Annotated in this window: 17 protein-coding genes; 4 read left to right on the top strand and 13 right to left on the bottom strand. The window is 36.6% G+C overall.

Features of this window, described 5'->3' with window-relative positions:
* Positions 1-103 precede the first annotated feature (103 nt).
* The 3 genes from rsmA to IGL17_RS03330 are packed head-to-tail and all read right to left on the bottom strand — an operon-like array spanning position 104 to position 2,361.
* Positions 104-991: a 16S rRNA (adenine(1518)-N(6)/adenine(1519)-N(6))-dimethyltransferase RsmA gene (gene rsmA, locus IGL17_RS03340; protein WP_016617968.1), complete on the bottom strand. Its 888-nt coding sequence runs from the start codon at positions 989-991 to the stop codon at positions 104-106.
* 18 nt (positions 992-1,009) lie between these two features.
* Positions 1,010-1,594 carry a ribonuclease M5 gene (rnmV, locus tag IGL17_RS03335; protein WP_016617967.1) on the bottom strand — a complete coding sequence of 195 codons (585 nt, stop codon included), beginning with the start codon at positions 1,592-1,594 and terminating at the stop codon, positions 1,010-1,012.
* Positions 1,591-2,361, bottom strand: a complete 771-nt coding sequence (locus IGL17_RS03330; RefSeq protein WP_002358846.1) for a TatD family hydrolase — start codon at positions 2,359-2,361, stop codon at positions 1,591-1,593. Before IGL17_RS03330 ends, rnmV begins: the two co-directional genes overlap by 4 nt.
* Positions 2,362-2,495: 134 nt before the next feature.
* Between IGL17_RS03330 and IGL17_RS03325 the strand changes: the two genes are divergently transcribed.
* Both IGL17_RS03325 and IGL17_RS03320 read left to right on the top strand, forming a co-directional pair.
* On the top strand, positions 2,496-4,718 hold the full coding sequence (locus IGL17_RS03325; RefSeq protein ID WP_002397939.1) for a HelD family protein: 2,223 nt from the start codon (positions 2,496-2,498) through the stop codon (positions 4,716-4,718).
* A 120-nt stretch (positions 4,719-4,838) separates the two neighbouring features.
* Positions 4,839-5,444 (top strand): hypothetical protein, encoded by a 606-nt coding sequence (locus IGL17_RS03320; protein ID WP_016617966.1) that lies wholly within the window; start codon positions 4,839-4,841, stop codon positions 5,442-5,444.
* 57 nt (positions 5,445-5,501) lie between these two features.
* Here IGL17_RS03320 and IGL17_RS03315 read toward each other — a convergent pair whose 3' ends face one another.
* The 9 genes from IGL17_RS03315 to IGL17_RS03275 form a co-directional block, all read right to left on the bottom strand.
* Positions 5,502-5,723, bottom strand: a complete 222-nt coding sequence (locus IGL17_RS03315; RefSeq protein ID WP_002366304.1) for a hypothetical protein — start codon at positions 5,721-5,723, stop codon at positions 5,502-5,504.
* A 99-nt stretch (positions 5,724-5,822) separates the two neighbouring features.
* On the bottom strand, positions 5,823-7,832 hold the full coding sequence (metG, locus tag IGL17_RS03310) for a methionine--tRNA ligase (RefSeq protein ID WP_002355813.1): 2,010 nt from the start codon (positions 7,830-7,832) through the stop codon (positions 5,823-5,825).
* Between the two features lie 187 nt (positions 7,833-8,019).
* A complete protein-coding gene (locus IGL17_RS03305; RefSeq protein WP_002361373.1) occupies positions 8,020-9,411 on the bottom strand; it encodes an amino acid permease in 1,392 nt (463 codons plus the stop codon).
* Between the two features lie 40 nt (positions 9,412-9,451).
* A complete protein-coding gene (locus IGL17_RS03300; RefSeq protein ID WP_002355811.1) occupies positions 9,452-10,315 on the bottom strand; it encodes a GRP family sugar transporter in 864 nt (287 codons plus the stop codon).
* Between the two features lie 147 nt (positions 10,316-10,462).
* Positions 10,463-11,488: a two-component system sensor histidine kinase SapS gene (sapS, locus tag IGL17_RS03295; protein ID WP_002358842.1), complete on the bottom strand. Its 1,026-nt coding sequence runs from the start codon at positions 11,486-11,488 to the stop codon at positions 10,463-10,465.
* Positions 11,489-11,501: 13 nt separating this feature from the next.
* Positions 11,502-12,176: a two-component system response regulator SapR gene (sapR, locus tag IGL17_RS03290; protein ID WP_002355809.1), complete on the bottom strand. Its 675-nt coding sequence runs from the start codon at positions 12,174-12,176 to the stop codon at positions 11,502-11,504.
* Between the two features lie 88 nt (positions 12,177-12,264).
* On the bottom strand, positions 12,265-12,489 hold the full coding sequence (locus IGL17_RS03285; protein ID WP_002355808.1) for a hypothetical protein: 225 nt from the start codon (positions 12,487-12,489) through the stop codon (positions 12,265-12,267).
* A 274-nt stretch (positions 12,490-12,763) separates the two neighbouring features.
* Positions 12,764-13,636: a VOC family protein gene (locus tag IGL17_RS03280; protein ID WP_002355807.1), complete on the bottom strand. Its 873-nt coding sequence runs from the start codon at positions 13,634-13,636 to the stop codon at positions 12,764-12,766.
* Between the two features lie 64 nt (positions 13,637-13,700).
* Positions 13,701-14,531, bottom strand: coding sequence for a LysR family transcriptional regulator (locus IGL17_RS03275; protein WP_010817110.1), 831 nt, complete (start codon positions 14,529-14,531; stop codon positions 13,701-13,703).
* A gap of 112 nt (positions 14,532-14,643) precedes the next feature.
* Here IGL17_RS03275 and IGL17_RS03270 point away from each other — a divergent pair, with 112 nt between their 5' ends.
* Positions 14,644-15,672, top strand: coding sequence for a YeiH family protein (locus IGL17_RS03270; RefSeq protein ID WP_010775670.1), 1,029 nt, complete (start codon positions 14,644-14,646; stop codon positions 15,670-15,672).
* Positions 15,673-15,735: 63 nt separating this feature from the next.
* Here the strand turns inward: IGL17_RS03270 and IGL17_RS03265 are convergent.
* A protein-coding gene (locus IGL17_RS03265) for an IS3 family transposase (protein WP_202255337.1) occupies positions 15,736-16,880 on the bottom strand; the annotation gives its coding sequence in 2 pieces (ribosomal slippage) (positions 15,736-16,607 and positions 16,607-16,880; 1,146 coding nt in all).
* A gap of 167 nt (positions 16,881-17,047) precedes the next feature.
* On the opposite strand from IGL17_RS03265, the gene IGL17_RS03260 reads away from it, so the two are divergent.
* On the top strand, positions 17,048-18,223 hold the full coding sequence (locus IGL17_RS03260) for a SulP family inorganic anion transporter (protein WP_016618021.1): 1,176 nt from the start codon (positions 17,048-17,050) through the stop codon (positions 18,221-18,223).

The following is an 18,223-nucleotide window of genomic DNA, read 5'->3' as shown; positions in this document are numbered from 1 at the left end:
ATGACACCTTTTGTTTTTCTCAAGTGTAGCTGAACGGCCGCAATGTGTCAAGACACATAAAAGAACTTTCTGTTATTTCTCATAAATAACAGAAAGTTCTTTTTTATACTGGTTTATTTTTTTCTAAAGCATTACTTAAACGAGCGAATTCTTCTAAAGACAATGTTTCACCACGTCTAGAAGGATCAATTTCTGCTTCACCTAGGCTCTCTTTTAGCCAAGCCACCGTTTGTTCATCTTTCCCATAAAAATGCGTTAAGTTATTCCACAATGTTTTACGTCTTAATTGGAAACTGGCTTTGGTTAATTTGAAAAATTCTTTTTCATTGGTCACTGTCACTGCTGGTGTAGCACGGCGCGTCAATTTAATAATCGCCGAGTCAACATTGGGCTGCGGCACAAAAACCGTTTTTGGCACAATAAAGGCGACACTTGCTTCCATAAAATATTGGACAGCAATTGATAATGAGCCATAAGCTTTCGTTCCTGGTTTAGCAGCAATTCGATCAGCGACCTCTTTTTGCATCATCACAACCATTTCGGCTACATCTAAAGAAGATTCTAAAAAATGCATCATAATTGGCGTAGTAATATAGTAAGGTAGGTTAGCTACCACTTTAATCGGATACTTCTCTTGAAAAACTTGGTTGGTTGTCTTGACCAAATCAGCTTTTAAAACATCCTGATGAACCACTGTCACATTATCATAGCGACTTAAGGTATCCGCTAAGACAGGAATCAAGCGATCATCAATCTCAAAAGCCACAACTTGTGCCGCGTTCATCGCTAATTGCTCTGTTAATGCACCAATTCCAGGCCCGACTTCGACAACATTTGTCTGCTGATTAATTCCCGCTGTTTCTACAATTTTTCTTAAAATATTAGGCTCTGTCAAAAAATTTTGACCTAAACTCTTTTTAAATGAAAATCCATGCTTTTTTAGTATTTCTTTGGTTCTGGATGGTGTGGCAATTTCTTTATAGTCCGTCACGCTTGTTCCTCCATGTAGTTATTCTTCGTTTGCAAGTTCTTTTAAAATACGTGTCATGCTTTCTTTCAATTCTGCTTCTGTAATCCGAAACATGCTTAACCGTTTGACTAACTGTTTGCTATTTGTATAGCCAATTCTTAGGTCATCACCTAATAATTCACGGTATTTTTTTGCATTTGCTCCCGCTATTAAACCATATTCAACTAGTATTTGTCTAGGAATTTCTTGATAGTCTTCACCAGCTTGAACAGGTGTTACGACTTTTTTTAAGGCTTCAATAATTGCTTCATCACTAGCATGTTCAACCCCTAGGCTACCACCATTTTTTTTAGGAACTGCAACTTTTCTTGATAAAAAAGCATGCTTTGCATCAGGAACGACTTCCATTATTGTTTTACGAATTTTTTCGCCCGAATAGTCTGGATCTGTAAAAATAATCACGCCTCTCGTTTCTTGTGCGTGTTCAATTTGTGTCAAAATTTCATCATTGATAGCAGAACCAATCGTTTCAATCGTATCCGCTGCAACTACCTCTTGAATGCGGCGTGTGTCGTCTTTTCCTTCAACGACAATGATTTCTGCAACTTTCATTTTTTCCTTCATTTATCTATCCGAAACAAGCGATGAGCGTTGACTCTCGTTTGTTCTGCCACTTCTTCAAAGGTTAGTTGACGCAATTCAGCAATTTTTTCCACTACGTATCGTGTATAGCCTGGTTCATTCCGTTTACCACGATAAGGAACGGGAGCTAAATAGGGTGCATCTGTTTCCACCAACATTCGTTCGAGTGGTACCGCCATCGCCGCTTCTTGAACATCCAATGCCTTTTTAAACGTTACGACTCCACTAAAAGAAATATGCAAACCTAAATCTAAAAATTTCTTCATCCACTCAGCATCGCCACTGAAACTATGCATGATTCCACCAATATCTGAAATTTTTTCATCTTTTAAAATTCGATAGGTATCTTCTAATGCCTCTCTCGTATGCACACTAAACGGTAAATTCATTTCCCGAGCAATCGCAATTTGACGGCGAAAAACTTTTTCTTGCACCTCTTTAGGATCCTCCATCCAGTAATAATCAAGACCGATTTCACCTAATGCGACAATTTTTGGCAACGTTAATTGTTCTTGTAATCGTCGTTCAACCTCTGGCGTATAGCTACCCGCTTCTGTTGGATGCCAACCAATGATACTATAAATATTGGCATATTCCTGACTAAGTAAAAGAGATTTTTCAATCGTTGGTTCATCAAAACCGACCACGGCCATCTCTGTAACACCCAATTCTTGGGCATGTGCAATCGTTTCTGGAATATCATCATTAAATTGTTCTGCATTCAAATGTGTATGTGTATCAAAAATCATTATGATTGCCTCCTTTATCTCCTCTCTACTTTATCATATTTCTTGAAAAATCTGAATGACTAGGCGACAAGATTCGCCATTTCCTCATAAACAGCGCTTGCATTTATGCTAAAAGTAACGTATACTATTCAGTCATGTTATTAAAAGGAGGAATCTCCATGACCGATGAAAAAATTTATGAACAACAGCATTTAACAACGGTTTATCATGAGCTGCAAGCGGCTAAAAAAGTTTACGAAGAGCAATTGGCGAACACAATGAAAGATGGCAAACATATGCTAGAGGAATTTGGTCGCGATTCTAAGCTGAATTTTGATAGTTATGCCGATAATCTAGAAACGTTTGCCATGTTGGAAATGAAGAACCGTGAAATTGATCAGTGGAACTTAAAAAATGAAGCAACGGCTAAAAATTTAGACAAAGTGAAACGCCTATTACAAGTTCCTTATTTTGGCAAAATTGGCGTGACTTTTGAAGACAGCCCTGAAGAGCCAGAAAACTTTTATATTGGCGTAAACGATTTTACTTCTTTAGAAGAAGAAACGCGCATTCACGATTGGCGCTCACCGATTGCTTCGTTATTTTATGACAATGTTTTAGGAAAAACAGCCTACATGGCACATCAACAAACCATTCCTGTACAACTTGATTTGAAAAGACAGTTAATTATTGAAAAAGATCAATTAATCAACTATTTTGACACAACCATTGCGATTCAAGATGATGTGTTATTGCATTCTTTAGAAGAAGATGCTTCTCCTTATATGAAGGACATTACGACAACCATTCAACAAGAACAAAATCAAATAATTCGTGACGAAACGCAGCCACTCCTACTAGTCAACGGGATTGCTGGTAGTGGGAAAACGTCTGCGATTATGCAACGGATTGCTTATTTACTTTATCAACATCGAGCAGAAATTACAGCGGATAATATTTTATTACTTTCACCAAATTCAACATTTATTGATTATATTTCTCAAGTTTTACCGAATTTAGGCGAACGAAATCCCTTGAATTTGACTCTTTTACAATTTTTGCGCTTCACTACCAAAGAAGCATGGCCAATGGAAGAAGAAACGGACTATTTCGAACGCATTACTCGCTCTGAGGCAACGGAGCAAGAGCACGTTATTCGTTCAAAAGAATTTGCAACGTTTCTTTTAAGCAATCCTGAAAAAGCGGTTGTGCAGCCACATTTTTTCCGTCCTTTAACTTTTAAAAAGCAGACCTTATTTACTTCAGAAACAATTTTTAAACTTTATCAAGAAACACCAGCTGACTTGAGTATTCGCCAACGAATTTCAGCCACAAAAGAAAAGTTAACCAGTCTTTGGACACGGTACTTATTAAAACAAGCCCATTCTAAAAAAATGTTGGATCAATTCCAAGATTTAACAGAAGCTGAACAAGTTCGTTATTTTGGCACAGTGATTACCGAAGATAATGAAAAACATCTGGCTGATTTTGCTTTAAAACGTTTGAAGAAAAAATATCGCTCTATCACTGCCGCTATCAAAAATGATGCTTGGCTAGATCAATGGGCCTTTTTTGAAACGTTTTATTCTTTATTCACTGAAAAATCGTATCAAAAAGAGACAGCTGTTTTCACAGCCGATGAAATTGTGGCCCTTATTTTGGTGAAACATGCATTTATTGAAAATCTCGCCAACCAGCAAATGGCTTTTATCCTAGTCGATGAAGTCCAAGATTATACAGAAGCCCAATTATTATTACTGCTGACACTTTTCCCTAAAGCTAGTTTTACTTTAGCTGGTGATGAAAATCAAGCCATTTTTAATACAGCCATTGAATTTTCTGAAGCCCATGATTTATTGGTTAACGAAACCAGCCGTTCTGTTGGAACCTATCAATTATTAAACAGTTACCGTTCAAGTAAAGAAATTACACGACTCTTCCAAACATTAGGCACTCAACCAGAGCAATTAACCATTGTGCCCATCCGGCATGATGGAGAAAAGCCGACATTTATTCCTTGTGACTCTGCGTCTGACTATCTTAAAGCAATCGTCACTTCCATTGCAACTTTTGATCCGAAAGAAAGCACCGCCATTATTACTAAAACATTTGCAGAAAAAGAACAATTAACAAAAGAACTTAGTGCTTCTCTTTCATTGGAAGAACATCCGTCACTGCAAGTTTTATCAATTGATATGGCAAAAGGTCTAGAATTTGATAATGTAATTCTTCATAACCCAAATGTTAATCGTTATTCCGACAATAAACGAGATAAAAAAATCCTGTATACTGCTATTTCTCGTGGAATGAAACGGGTCGTTTTACCTTATACCGGCACACTTTCTGAATGGTTTACACCTTACTTGGCAGCCCAGTAACTGAGACTTAAGGCGGATTTTATTTTTAGAAAAACCACTTATAATAGACGAGTAGGTACTGCTTTTTAATTAGCAGACCTACTCGTTTGTTGTCTCTTAAGTTGAGAGGAGCGTGAGAAGGTGAAACAATCACCTGATTTAGAAAATTTTTTAAAAACCTCTATCCAAAAAAATGTAACTATTGAGCGAAAACAACAAAACCAAACCATTTGGCACTGGCTACTGCTTATTTTATTTGGCTTGCTGACCTTTGGCTCACTGACACAGCAGTTACTCCTAATTGGCTTGTTTACACTTATTGCCGCTATTGTTAAAGGTCCCTTAATGATCGTCTGGGGAACCATCTATTCGGCGTTAGTGGCTTTGTTTCCACCTTTTGCTTTAGTCCTATCTTTACTTTTTTTTATAATTAATTTAGGCACCGTTATGAAAAGTTGGCGTATTACTTTAACAAGTGCTTACTTTTATCTAATTCCTTTAGGTTTTAGTCTCTTGAAAACGACCGACTGGGTATCAACGCCTTATTTCCTGACAGGCTTGGCTTTGTTAAGTATTTTAGGACTGCATTTTATATTAGAGTGGCTCTATAAAAATAATAGCTTAGGTCGTTTACTCACGTGGCAAATTATTAGTGTCCCTTTTTCACTCTTACTGATCATTTTACCAAGTCGCCTAACGAAAGGCCGTTTTGGTAAAAAACGAATACCTAAAAAAGTGAAACTCTAAAATAGAAAAGCCTAGGAAAAATCGCAAATGATTTTTCTAGGCTTTTCTTCGATTCTTTTAATTTAAAAATTCGTTGATTTTTGATTTTAGGACGTCGATAATATTATTTACTTCTATATCGCCACTTTCTATTTTTTTCCACAAAACAAAGCCCCAAATAATTATATTTATCGTAACTAAAGCACCAATAATACGTTTATTCCTAGCAGATGTATAGGCCTTTCTCCATTTTGGATCATTTTTACGTCTTTTTAAAAATTCATAAGTATGATAAGCCATCAAACTTCCCCCACATCAAATCACTTTTCTTCTAGTATACAAAAAAAGTAGTAAAGATAAAAGGTTATAATTCACCTTTTATCTTTACTACTTATGCTTTTATGCGATTCCTGCACCATTTGGCATTTCTTTTGGTGCTTCAACAATTTGAAGTTTCCCTTCTGGTGATTCAGCTGAAAGAATCATTCCTTGGCTAATTTGACCACGCATTTTTCTTGGTTTTAAGTTAGCCACAATGACTACTTTTTTGCCAATTAGCGCAGCTGGATCTGGATAAAATTCAGCAATACCTGAAAGAATTTGACGATGGTTTTCATCTCCAGCATCTAAACGGAATTGCAATAATTTATCTGCTCCTTTGACTTTTTTACAGTCAATAACTTCGGCAACTTTTAATTCCACTTTATCGAAATCATCGTACTTAATTTGTTTTTCTTTCGTTGAAACTAACGTTGTTTCTTCTGGATTCCATTTAATATCCTCTTCTGTAGCACTTTCGCTTTGGGACATTTTCTTTTGAATATACGTTACTTCTGTTTCAATTTCTAAACGTGGGAAAATAGGTGTTCCTTTACTTGTTACTGTTACGTCTGTTGGGAACTCACCAAAATGAATATTTTCCATGTTCATTGTTTCTGGATCTAAGCCTAATTGTTCGAAAATTTTCCCTGGTGTTTCTGTCATGACTGGTTGCAATAAGATTGCCACAATTCGTAAGCTTTCCGCTAAATGGATCATGACACTTTCTAATTCGTTGCGTTTCTCTTCTTCTTTAGCCAATACCCAAGGCGCTGTTTCATCAATATATTTATTGGCACGAGAAACTAGCGTCCAGATTTCTGCAATGGCCGTGTTAAATTCCATTTTTTCCATTGCTTCATGATATTTTCCAATAACATTCGCCGCAGTTGTCGATAGTTCACTATCAAATGGGGTAACTTTTGAAGCATAGGCTGGTACTTTGCCATCACAATATTTATTAATCATCGCAATTGTTCGATTCAACAAGTTTCCTAAGTCATTAGCTAAATCATAATTTAAGCGAGAAACGAAATCTTCTGGCGTAAAGACGCCATCACTACCAAATGGAATTGCTCGTAATAAATAGTAACGTAACGCATCTAGACCGTAGCGTTCTACTAACATTTCAGGGTAAACAACATTTCCTTTAGATTTAGACATTTTTCCGTCTTTCATCAATAACCAACCATGTCCAAAGACTTTTTTCGGTAATGGTAAATCCAAGGCCATTAACATAATTGGCCAATAAATCGTATGGAAACGCACGATTTCTTTCCCAACCATTTGCACGTTCGCAGGCCAATATTTTTGGAATAATGAATCATCTTCTGAGCCATAACCTAGTGCTGTAATATAGTTTGATAACGCATCAATCCATACGTAAACCACATGTTTTGGATCATTTTTCAATGGAATTCCCCAAGAGAAAGTCGTTCTTGAAACGGCTAAATCTTCTAATCCTGGTTTGATAAAGTTATTTAGCATCTCATTTTTACGAGATTCTGGTTGAATAAATTCTGGATGTTCTTCGTAATATTGTACCAAGCGATCCGCATATTTACTCATGCGGAAGAAATAGGATTCTTCTTTAACTAATTCGACTTCGTGACCACTTGGTGCTTTCCCACCAATGACATTGCCTTCATCGTCACGATATACTTCAGCTAATTGTGTTTCAGTGAAAAATTCTTCATCAGAAACTGAATACCAACCTTCATACTCTCCAAGGTAGATATCTCCTTGTTCTACTAAACGATCAAAAATTTGTTGCACGGCTGCCATGTGATAATCATCCGTTGTCCGAATAAATTTATCATAGCTGATATCTAATGTTTTCCATAATTTTTGAACATCTGCTGCCATTTTATCAACGTACTCTTTTGGTGTCACATTCAACTCAGCAGCTTTTTTTTCAATTTTTTGGCCATGTTCATCCACACCTGTTAAATAAAATACATCAAAACCCATTAAACGCTTGTAACGGGCCATTGCATCGCAGGCGATTGTTGTATATGAATTCCCAATATGTAACTTCCCACTTGGGTAATAAATTGGGGTGGTAATATAAAATGTTTCTTTCTGTGACATACAGAAAAAACCTCCTTTAGTCATTTTCCTAAACCCTCAGGATTTACTCCTAAACAGTATACCATAATTAGACATTATTAAACTATATTTCTTGTCGGTTTTCTCTTGAAAATGAAGAAAATGCCAGAAAGAAAAGAGAGAAACACCTGTCTATTTGACAAGTATTCCTCTCTTTTTTCGTTCATTTTTATTCTTTTGTCTCGAAACGAACGATACTATGGTGTCGTCCATAAAAGAAATAAATAGCCAAACCAATCACTACGGCTACGCCAAATACTTGCCAAGTAGCTAAAGACAATTGGAACATCAAAGCCGCGCAAACCACGATTGAAATTAATGGTAGAACCGGCACAAGTGGTACTTTAAATTCACCTGCTTGCGGTTCTCCTTTCATTGTCCGTAATTTGATAATTCCTAAAGCGAGAAACATCAGATAAAAGAGTGTCACGATATTTGTAAGTTCAGCCAACATCTCCATTGGAACAACACCAGCAAAAACCATTGCTAAAAATCCAGCTACATAGGTTGCATTCTTAGGTGTGTGCCGTTTCTCATCGATTTTGCTCATAAACTGCGGCAATAATCCATCTTTACTAATCGCATAAATCACACGGGCTAAACTGTACATCATCGCAATCGTCACTGTTAATAAGGTTAAAATAGCACCAACTGAAATGATTGTCGCAATTGCGCCATGATTAATGAAACGCATCGCAAAAGCCACCGGATCCTTGACCCCTAAATCCGTAAATGGAACAATTCCAGTTAAAACTAACGTAACAACAATATATAACAATGTTGAAATAATAATGGAACCAATAATCCCTTTTGGAATATCTTTTTTCGGATTCTTCACTTCCTCCGCGGCCATGCTGACCGCATCAAACCCTAGAAAGGCAAAGAAAACTAAAGCAGCACCACTGAAAACGCCTGAAAAACCATAAGGAATAAATGGTTGCCAGTTCGTTGGTTTCACATAAAAGATTCCCACGAGAACAAATAATAAAATAATCCCAAACTTCACGAAAACCATTAAGTTATTTAAACGTAACGCTGTTTTCGCTTCTAAAGATACCCAAAAAGTTACGGCTACAACGACCAACATGGCAATCAAATCAATATATGTACCATTTGTTGGATTATAAGCGCCACTTAACGCTTGCGGCAAAGAAAAACCTAAGCTATCCAAAAAGCCATGGACATAGCCTGACCAACCTGAAGCAACGGATGAAACCGCCAAGAAAAACTCACAAATAATCATCCAACCAGTCATCCAAGCCACAATTTCTCCAAAGACCACATACATGTAGGCATACGGCCCACCAATGACCGGAATACGTGATGCAAATTCTGCATAGCATAAACCAGATAAAATAATCGCGGCTGCTGCTACCAGAAATGATAAGACGAGCCCTGGACCTGCATAGCGTTCCGCTGCGACACCTGTCACAACAAAAATCCCTGTTCCTACTACAGCCCCAATTCCTAGAAAAATTAAGTCCATCGTCTTAAGATTTTTTTTCATCCCACCACTGTCATTGACAGGCACAGTGATTTCTTTTTTTCTGAAAATAGACATGTGTTTACCCCCGTAAAAAAAATAAGCGTAAATAAACTATTTACGCTTTCATATACCCTAAAAGAATACCACCTAGAATAACAAAAATGCAACCAAAAATAACATAAAACATTTCTTTTTTTGATTTTCTTTCGCCTAAAAGGAAGATGCCCCCAAGAGTCGAAATAATAATCCCCATTTGTGATAAAGAGAAGCTAATAGCTAAGCCAATTTCACGCATGGTTAATAACATACAAATATTTCCTAAGCCCCAAAGCAGACCCGTCGTCATATTCATCCAAACAAAACGATCAACTTTGACTTTTTTGAAGGCAAAGAAACTAGCCCCCACTAACATGCCAATACTTTGTGGCAAAATAATTCCCCACGGATCTAAACCAGTGGCATTAATAATGATGGTATAGACACCATACCCAACTGTTGAGAAAATCAACGCCCGAATCCCTTTATTAAAATCTAACATACTGTTTGAGGTTTTCGGTTGACTATCATCATCTTGTCGAGCTGTTAAATACACCCCAAAAACTAAAAAGGCTAAAGCGATAAAGCCCACAACAAAGTCTTTTGTTTTTGTCCATTCATGGAAAAAAACAGCCCCTGCAACGGTATTAACAACTAACTGCATCCCAGTTGAAATTGGTAAGCCAACTGAAACGCCCATATATTTCATGCTATGAAATTGTTGATTCTGTCCCAAACTCCAGAATAAACCAGATATAAATCCAACAATTAATGTGGCTGTCGTCAACGTAGGCTGGATGACAAAAAAGACAACAATTGAAAATAGTAATGCGCCGATTGTCATACCTAACGTTTGTTGATTGGCGCTTCCACCAATTTTACCGCTGACTAAACCAATACTGCCCCACGCAATCATGGGCACTAAAGCGATAAGTAAACTCATAATATTCTCCTAACAAATTTATTTCATTTCATTCTAACAATAAAAACGTTTTCTAAACAACTAAGAAGAGTAAGAGAAGTTAGCAAGAAAGTTTTAATAAATAAAAAAAGGCCTATCACCTCTTTAGTTTGCTGATAGACCTACTTTTTATTTCACTTCATTATAATAACTGAGGGAAGGGAAAAACAATGTCATCGTCGTACCTTGCCCTTCTGTCGATTCGACTGTTAAATCATGACCTAACTTTTTCGCTAAGCTATGAGCCAAATACAGACCAAGACCAGTCGAATGCTGTTCGCTTTTTCGCCCGTTTTCACCAGTAAATCCTTTATCGAAAATGCGTCGTTGATCTTGCATCGGAATGCCAATCCCAGAATCTTTTAAAGATAAATAAATACCTTGTTTATTTTTGGAAATTAGGACCGTAATCGTGCCGCCTTCTGGCGTATACTTGACTGCATTACTTAATAATTGGCGGAAAATAAAAATGACCCATTTTCGGTCGGTTAAAACCGCTTCATCTTCTCCTTCAATTGAGAATTGCAATCTTTTTTGGATAAAATAATTTGCTTGCGTACGAACAACAGATTGCACAATTTCTTTTAAAGAATATTCTTGAAGTAAATAATCTCGAGAAAAGCTGTCCAATCTAGCATAATATAGGACTTGCTCGACATATTCATCAATTTTCCCTAACTCATTTTCCAATAGATAATATTTTTTCTCTGGAATATCATCTTCGACAGATTGTACCAGTAACGTGATAGCCGCTAGGGGGACTTTGATTTCATGAACCCAAGAGTCAATGTAATCTTTTTGGTCCTGTTGGTTGTTAATTGCTTGCTGCATGGTTTGTTGGTGCTCTTGCAATAAACCGTTAATATACGTTTGGACAAGTAGTTCTTCTTCTTTTTCTGCTGTATTCAAATATTCTTGTAAAGAAGGCGGCTCTTTTTCCGTTGCCAACGAAAGCCACCACTTACGTTTTAAATAATAATCAATTGTTAAAAATAGCGATAAAAAAACACTTTGCAGTAAAAAGATATAGCCAACCACTGTCCAATCTAAGCGGACATTAGGAGCCAACCATAAAATAAAACAAGTTAAGAACAGAAAAAATAACCAGCCAATTAGTAATAACCAGCGATCTTTTAAATACTTTAGAATGGTCATTGTCTACTCCTATCTAGGGCACCATATAACCGACGCCCACTTTGGTTTCAATATAGCCAGCAATCCCCGCTTGCTCAATTTTTTTTCGTAAACGATTGATATTTACCGTCAACGTATTGTCATCCACAAAACGTTCATCGTCCCATAAAGCGCGCAATAGTTTTTCACGTGTTAAAATTTTTCCGTGCTTTTTCATTAAAAGATATAGTAATCGGTATTCATTTTTACTTAAATCGATCATTTCGCCTTTGATTTCCATTCGTCCATTGTCCACATTTAAAGTAATGCCATTATGTGAAAGCACTTCACTATCCGTATCGGAATAGTTATAAGAGCGGCGCAACAAAGCATTGATTTTAGCAATTAAAACATCTATCTGGAACGGTTTTGTAACAAAATCATCCGCGCCCATGTTCATCGCCATAATCATATCCATATTGGTACTACGACTCGAAATAAAAATAATTGGTACTTTAGAAACTTCACGAATTTTTTGACACCAATAGTACCCGTCGTACACAGGTAAATTAATATCCATCAAGACTAATTGAGGATTCTCCTCTTGAAAATCATCCAATACATCATTAAAATCGGTTGTTCCAATCGTTTCAAATTGCCATTTTTGTAATTCCTCGCTAATTAATTCTCGAATGGTTGTTTCATCTTCGACAATCATGATTTTAGCCATGCAATCCCACCTCTTTTATTTCTAAATTTTCATCTTTCTTATCCTAACAAACTTCATTCTTTTTGGATATAGGACTTTATGATGATTTTTACACTATTTCAAAAATAGGCGCTAATAATTCCCATTCTGATAACATGATGAATTTACCAACAAAAGCAAAAATACCATCTAATAATAACACAGACATATTAATTCCTAATACAATAGAAGCTTTTTCGACAATTGGCATGGACTTTTTATTTTTCAAAATAAGATATAAAACAAAGTTCGTTCCATAAGTAAAAACTGTTAACAACACAATTAACTCAATCATTTTACCACTTCCTATTTTGGACTTTTCATTTTTCCTTCAATAATTTACTACTCTTAATTATAGCATAATCTTATAAAAAAATCGGCAGAGTCCCAACCCTTAAGATAAACAACATAATAGAAGTGGCTTCTTTGGAACTCGCAAGAATCGAGCCTTTTTTAAGAGTTGAAGGTCTTGATCCTTAAAAGACAAGTCCTTCAACTCTAGTATGTTCCATGTATTGGAATTGATACCAACGTACCAAAGTGTAGTGGATCAGACAACCTCAGTTTTTCTAATGATTATATTTGTCATACACTTCTTTTAACTGGTTTAAATCTATTTTTTTCATTTGGTACAATTTTTTGGTCACTTCATTTGCTCTAGCTGGATTTGAGTCAGATAAATAACGTTTCAGTTCAGGATTGCCTGTTTGCCAACTGACCCCAAATTGATCTTCCATCCAGCCACACGGCCATTCTTTCCCTTTAGCAGTCACTTGTTGCCATAGCCGATCTATTTCCTCCTGATTTTCACAATCAATATAAATGGAGAAGGCCATGGTAAAATCAAAATCATGTTTATCTCGTGCATCCATTACTCGAAACGGTTGCTCCTGTAATGTGAAAAGTGCTTGCGCAATGTTCCCATCTTCATATTCAACTTTTTCAATTATTTCGCCTGGACCGAAAATCGCCAACCATTCTGATAGAGCTTTGGCTGCTTCGCCATATTTTTCATTAGCAAACATAAAGGTTGGTACAATTGTTTGTTCTTTTCCTGAAAAAGACACTTGCCAAGAGACACCAAATTTGTCCACTACCCAACCATATAAAGGACTAAAAGGATATTCCCCAAAAGGCATCAATATCTGTCCATCTGCTGTTAAATTTTTCCACAACGTTTCTGTTTGTGATAATGTTTTACATTCAACAAAAAATGAACTAGCTGGCGTAAAGGAAAATTCTGGTCCGCCATTTAAACCAATGATTGTTTGGTTCGCCAAGGTAAATTCAATGGTCATTAATGATGTTCCTTGAGGTTGATGCTCCTCATTAACGTAGTTCGTTTTACTTAGAATCGCACCTTTTTCAAAGATTGTTGTATAGAAGTTAGCAGCTTCTTCCGCTTGTGTGTCAAACCATAAACATGGTGAAAATTTAGGCATTGTGGTTCCCTCCTTCGTTTTCTTTAGTGTAGTCAAAGATTGATAAATAAACAAAGAGAACGTTTTAGTATTTATTCATTTCCTTCTGATAGAATCGATAAATTGCTTGTTTTACTTCTTGAAGCAAGGAGGATTTTAAATGTCCCCGTGTCAAAAAATAAAAGGAACGCCAATACTTTTCACCTAACGTTTGGAAGGGGATTTTTTCAGTAATCGCCTTTCTTGAAAGCAACGATTGCCCCATGCCCAATTCCAACATTTTAACAATCATTTCATTATTTTTAACCGTCATGAGTGTTGGGCTTTGATTACTTTCTTCTAAATACTGTTGGGTATAATGAAAGACCCCAGAATCCTTTTCACGTACCAACCAATTCTGATTGGCAGGGTCCCCAGCTAAAACCAATTGATCCTGAATAATTTCTTCACGAGAGGCGCCTTTCGTAATTAATGGTTTTTCGATAAAGCCAAAATCAACTTGATGTTTTTCAACTTTTTCCACTACTTCTTCTGAATTGTTCATTTCTAAAACAAAATTGATCGTTGCATACTGTGTCTGTAAATGCTGCATCAGTTGCGGCAAATAATAAACTGCAAAAGTATTAGACGCAGCAATTCGGCAAGTTTCTTTAGGTAATCTCGCCTGATGAAGAGCTGTTAATGTTTCTTGCCAATCATCAGCTAAATTTAGCAAACGATTATACAAGACTTCCGCTTGCCTAGTAGGGACTACATCTTGTCGACCATTTCTTAAAAACAATGAACAGCCTAATTCTTCTTCTAATTGTTTGATTTGATTAGAAACGGCTGGTTGTGAGATATATAGGCAGGTAGCTGCTTTGGAAAAGTTCATTTGCTCATACACAATTTGAAAAGTCTTTAATAATTTAAACATAGGCATCCTTTCGATAACTTTCTATTATAAATATTATTTTAACTATTTATTTCTCAAATGTAAAAAATTTCGTTATACTGGAAGTAATGAACAAGAAAGAGAGATTTTTTCAATGAAAAATTCAGAAAATGATTATATCCAATCTTTATTCCAAATTCTTCCCGGCTTGCTAACAGCTTTCCTTGTCGCCTGCCTTAGCAAGTTTCTTGCCATCTGGTTACCTAGCTTAGGCGCCGCAACGATAGCTATTTTACTAGGAATCTTTTTGGGAAATACCTTTGTTCGCGGTGCCAATTTAAATCGCGGAACCAAAGTAGCCGAAAGTAAATTACTAGAATTTTCTGTTGTTTTATTGGGAACCACCGTGACCTTTCAAACGATTGCCCAAATTGGCTTACAAGGTGTCGCATTTATTCTCATTCAAATGTCGCTGACCATTATTTTTGCCTATTTGATCGGTAAAAAACTGGCTTTTTCTGATAATATGTCTTTATTGATGGCTGGTGGTAATGCCGTTTGTGGGTCTTCTGCTATTGCTTCGATTGCTCCAGCAATTCAAGCAGATGAGGAAGAAAAAGGCCAAATCATTACTTTAGTAAACTTATTAGGAACCGTTTTAATGTTGACCTTACCCATTTTAAGTGGGATTCTCTATGGTACCAATTTGTTGGCTCGTAGCGCACTAATCGGAGGGACTTTACAATCAGTTGGTCAGGTTGTCGCCAGTGCCAATATGGTCAATGAGAACGCAGTTCAACTTGCGATGCTCTTTAAAATTATGCGGATTGTCCTACTCGTAGCAGTTGTCTATTTATTTGGACGTTTCAAGCAAAGTAAGACGACAGAATCAGAGGCTGAGTTGGTAGAAGTCACCAAAAAAAGCAGCGCCCTACCTTGGTATGTAGTTGGCTTTTTCATTGCCTGTGTCTTTAATAGTTTGATTCATTTCCCCGTCGTGATCAGTGAGACTGCTCATTTCTTTAGTTCTTGGTTTGAAATTACTGCCTTGGCAGCAATCGGGTTACGACTCGATTTTAAAAAGTTTTTCCAAGAAGGCAAACGTTTCTTAATCTATGGTTTATCAGTAGGAACTGTTCAAGTCGTCCTAGCCATTTTGTTGTTGGCACTGCTACAGTTCTAATAAAAAAGTTTGACGTTAAGGAACTGACCTAAGATTGTGAGACAGGAATAAAAAAGCATTTTCCTAGACTGCTGATTTCCGATAGTCTATCGGCGATTGGTAGTCTAGTTTTTGTTGAATTCGACTTTCATTATAATAAGTAATGTATTTTTTTACAATTTCTATTACAATAGATGTAGGTTCATTTGTGAGCCCATCTAAGTAGAACGTTTCAGACTTTAGTGAGGCATGAAACGATTCGATGCAGGCATTATCTGAAGGTGTCCCTTTGCGGGACATACTCATGGTAATGCCTTTTGTTTTTATTTGATTCTGGTAGTCAAAAGAAGTATAAACAGAGCCCTGATCACTATGCAATAGACAATCCGTTGTTTGGGGCAATTGATCAAGTGTATCCAGAACAAAAGCCGTATCTTGCTTATCACCGATGGTATAGGCGATAATTTCACCATTGTATAAATCCATAATTGAAGACAAATACAATTGCTTTTGACCAAAAGGCAGATAAGTAATATCTGTTACCAATTTCTTTAAAGGAGCGTCTGAAGAAAATTGTCTATTTAGCTTGTTCTCGACAACCGTGTAAGGTTGTCCCACTTTACTGCGTTTCTTCATTTTCACGCGACAATTCCAATGATATTTCTGCATAATCTTTTGTACGGTGTTTTTGTTTACTTTGTATTCCTGATTAATCAACGCAGTAATCTTTCGATAGCCATATCGAAACTTATGCTGGAAGCAAAGTCGACGAACGGCTTCTTCAAGAGGTGTTAACTTTCCCAAGTCTTTTCGATGAGTCCAACGATAATAAGTAGCTCGCGAAACGCCGAAAAGTTGACACAATGCAGTAATGGTTATTTTTCCTTTCATTCTTTTAACTAATTCTACAAATATTTCTGGCTCCACGTCCTTTCCAATTCTTTGTACTTTTTTAGCACCTCAATATGCATTTTTAAATAGTTATTTTCATTTCTAAGCTGTTGTTCATTTGATCGAATTTCTGGACCTTTTCCATAAACATATTGTTTTCCAACGGGTTGAACCAGACGATGATTCTCGCCATTACGGTACCAACGCCACCATGTTTCAATTTGTGTTTTGTTTTTAATTCCTAATTCTGCCATAATTATTTTTACAGGAATATTCTCTTTTTTCATCTGTATAGCCATTTCTTTGATGTGAATCGGATAAGAAACTCGATTTCCCATTGAAAAAGCACCTCCTAGTTAAATTCATTTTAACGTGAATTCAACAAGAGGTGCTTTTTTATTTTGTCTCAGTTTATTGGGTCAGTTCATTAACACGTCAAACTTTTTTATTTCAGCTTATTCATGCTATTATGAATAAGGTTTTATTAACTTAAAGGAGTTTTTCGATGTTATTTAGTATTAAAAAAAGCGAATGGTTAGGCAATGAACGAAATGATCTATTTGCCGGTCTCGTTTCTTCTGTCGCCATTTTACCAGAAGTAATCGGGTTTGCGATTATTGCTGGTGTTCACCCGCTTTCTGCAGTGTTTGCTTCAGCTGTTACTTTACTTGTGATTACTTTTACGGGCGGCCGTCCGGCAATGGTCTCGGCGTCTGCTGGTTCAATGGCCTTAGTCCTTGCAGGCTTAATTCAAGCACACGGTTTGTCATACATGCTTGCTGCGACTATTTTAACAGGCTTTCTACAATTTATTTTAGGTTATTTAGGTATCCACAAATTGATGCGCTTTATTCCCAAGACAGTGATGTACGGATTCGTCAATGCGTTAGCCATTTTAATTTTCATGGCGCAAGTACAACAATTGCCTCATCAAACACTGTGGTCCTACGGCATGATTATCTGTAGTATCTTACTTATTTATCTATTACCTAAGTTTATTACAATTGTGCCTCCTGCTTTAATTGTTATTTTATTCATGACTATCCTGTCCTATTTTTTAAAAGGTCATTTACAAACGGTAGGTGATCTTGGTGAAATGAGTCAGTTTCATCCAGCGATCCGTTGTCCTAATGTACCCGTCAACTTAGAAACGTTGTGGATTATTTTACCTAGCTCTGTCGCCTTAGCAATGGTCGGGTTAATTGAATCTTTATTGACGATCCCCATTGTGGACAAAATGACAGCGAGCCAAAGTGATAGCCAACGAGAAGTTAAGGCGCAAGGATTCACTAATATAATTACCGGCTTTTTTGGTGGCCAAGCTGGCTGTGCGATGATTGGGCAAGCGGTCATTAATGTTAAATCAGGGGGACGAAAACGGCTTTCTACTTTGATTTCAGGTATTACCCTCCTTCTATTCATTTTTGTTTTTAAATCCGTGATGGTAGCCATTCCTACAGCTGCATTGATTGGGATCATGATGACAGTGGCAGTCGACACCTTTGATTGGGAAAGTTTGCAGCTTTTCCGAACTTTTGAAGTTACTGAAATTGTTATTTTACTCGTGACAGTGGGTGTGATCGTCTATACGCATAATTTAGCTATTGGAATTATTCTAGGTGTTCTTTTAAGTGGTCTTCTTTATCATTTTTTCAAAAAAGAACCAAAAAAAAGTTGCTAG

The sequence above is a fragment of the Enterococcus sp. AZ088 genome, from assembly GCF_051714845.1.
Taxonomy (GTDB): Bacteria; Bacillota; Bacilli; order Lactobacillales; family Enterococcaceae; genus Enterococcus; species Enterococcus faecalis.
Note: the sequence above shows the minus strand (reverse complement) of the source record. Positions and strands in the feature narration are given on the sequence as shown.

Bases quoted from the DNA above. Each gene is read 5' to 3' on its own strand.
- rnmV (WP_016617967.1), bottom strand. From the start codon at position 1,594: ATGAAGGAAAAAATGAAAGTTGCAGAAATCATTGTCGTTGAAGGAAAA.
- IGL17_RS03330 (WP_002358846.1), bottom strand. From the start codon at position 2,361: ATGATTTTTGATACACATACACATTTGAATGCAGAACAATTTAATGAT.
- IGL17_RS03325 (WP_002397939.1), top strand. From the start codon at position 2,496: ATGTTATTAAAAGGAGGAATCTCCATGACCGATGAAAAAATTTATGAA.
- IGL17_RS03315 (WP_002366304.1), bottom strand. From the start codon at position 5,723: ATGGCTTATCATACTTATGAATTTTTAAAAAGACGTAAAAATGATCCA.
- metG (WP_002355813.1), bottom strand. From the start codon at position 7,832: ATGTCACAGAAAGAAACATTTTATATTACCACCCCAATTTATTACCCA.
- IGL17_RS03305 (WP_002361373.1), bottom strand. From the start codon at position 9,411: ATGTCTATTTTCAGAAAAAAAGAAATCACTGTGCCTGTCAATGACAGT.
- IGL17_RS03300 (WP_002355811.1), bottom strand. From the start codon at position 10,315: ATGAGTTTACTTATCGCTTTAGTGCCCATGATTGCGTGGGGCAGTATT.
- sapS (WP_002358842.1), bottom strand. From the start codon at position 11,488: ATGACCATTCTAAAGTATTTAAAAGATCGCTGGTTATTACTAATTGGC.
- sapR (WP_002355809.1), bottom strand. From the start codon at position 12,176: ATGGCTAAAATCATGATTGTCGAAGATGAAACAACCATTCGAGAATTA.
- IGL17_RS03285 (WP_002355808.1), bottom strand. From the start codon at position 12,489: ATGATTGAGTTAATTGTGTTGTTAACAGTTTTTACTTATGGAACGAAC.
- IGL17_RS03280 (WP_002355807.1), bottom strand. From the start codon at position 13,636: ATGCCTAAATTTTCACCATGTTTATGGTTTGACACACAAGCGGAAGAA.
- IGL17_RS03275 (WP_010817110.1), bottom strand. From the start codon at position 14,531: ATGTTTAAATTATTAAAGACTTTTCAAATTGTGTATGAGCAAATGAAC.
- IGL17_RS03270 (WP_010775670.1), top strand. From the start codon at position 14,644: ATGAAAAATTCAGAAAATGATTATATCCAATCTTTATTCCAAATTCTT.
- IGL17_RS03260 (WP_016618021.1), top strand. From the start codon at position 17,048: ATGTTATTTAGTATTAAAAAAAGCGAATGGTTAGGCAATGAACGAAAT.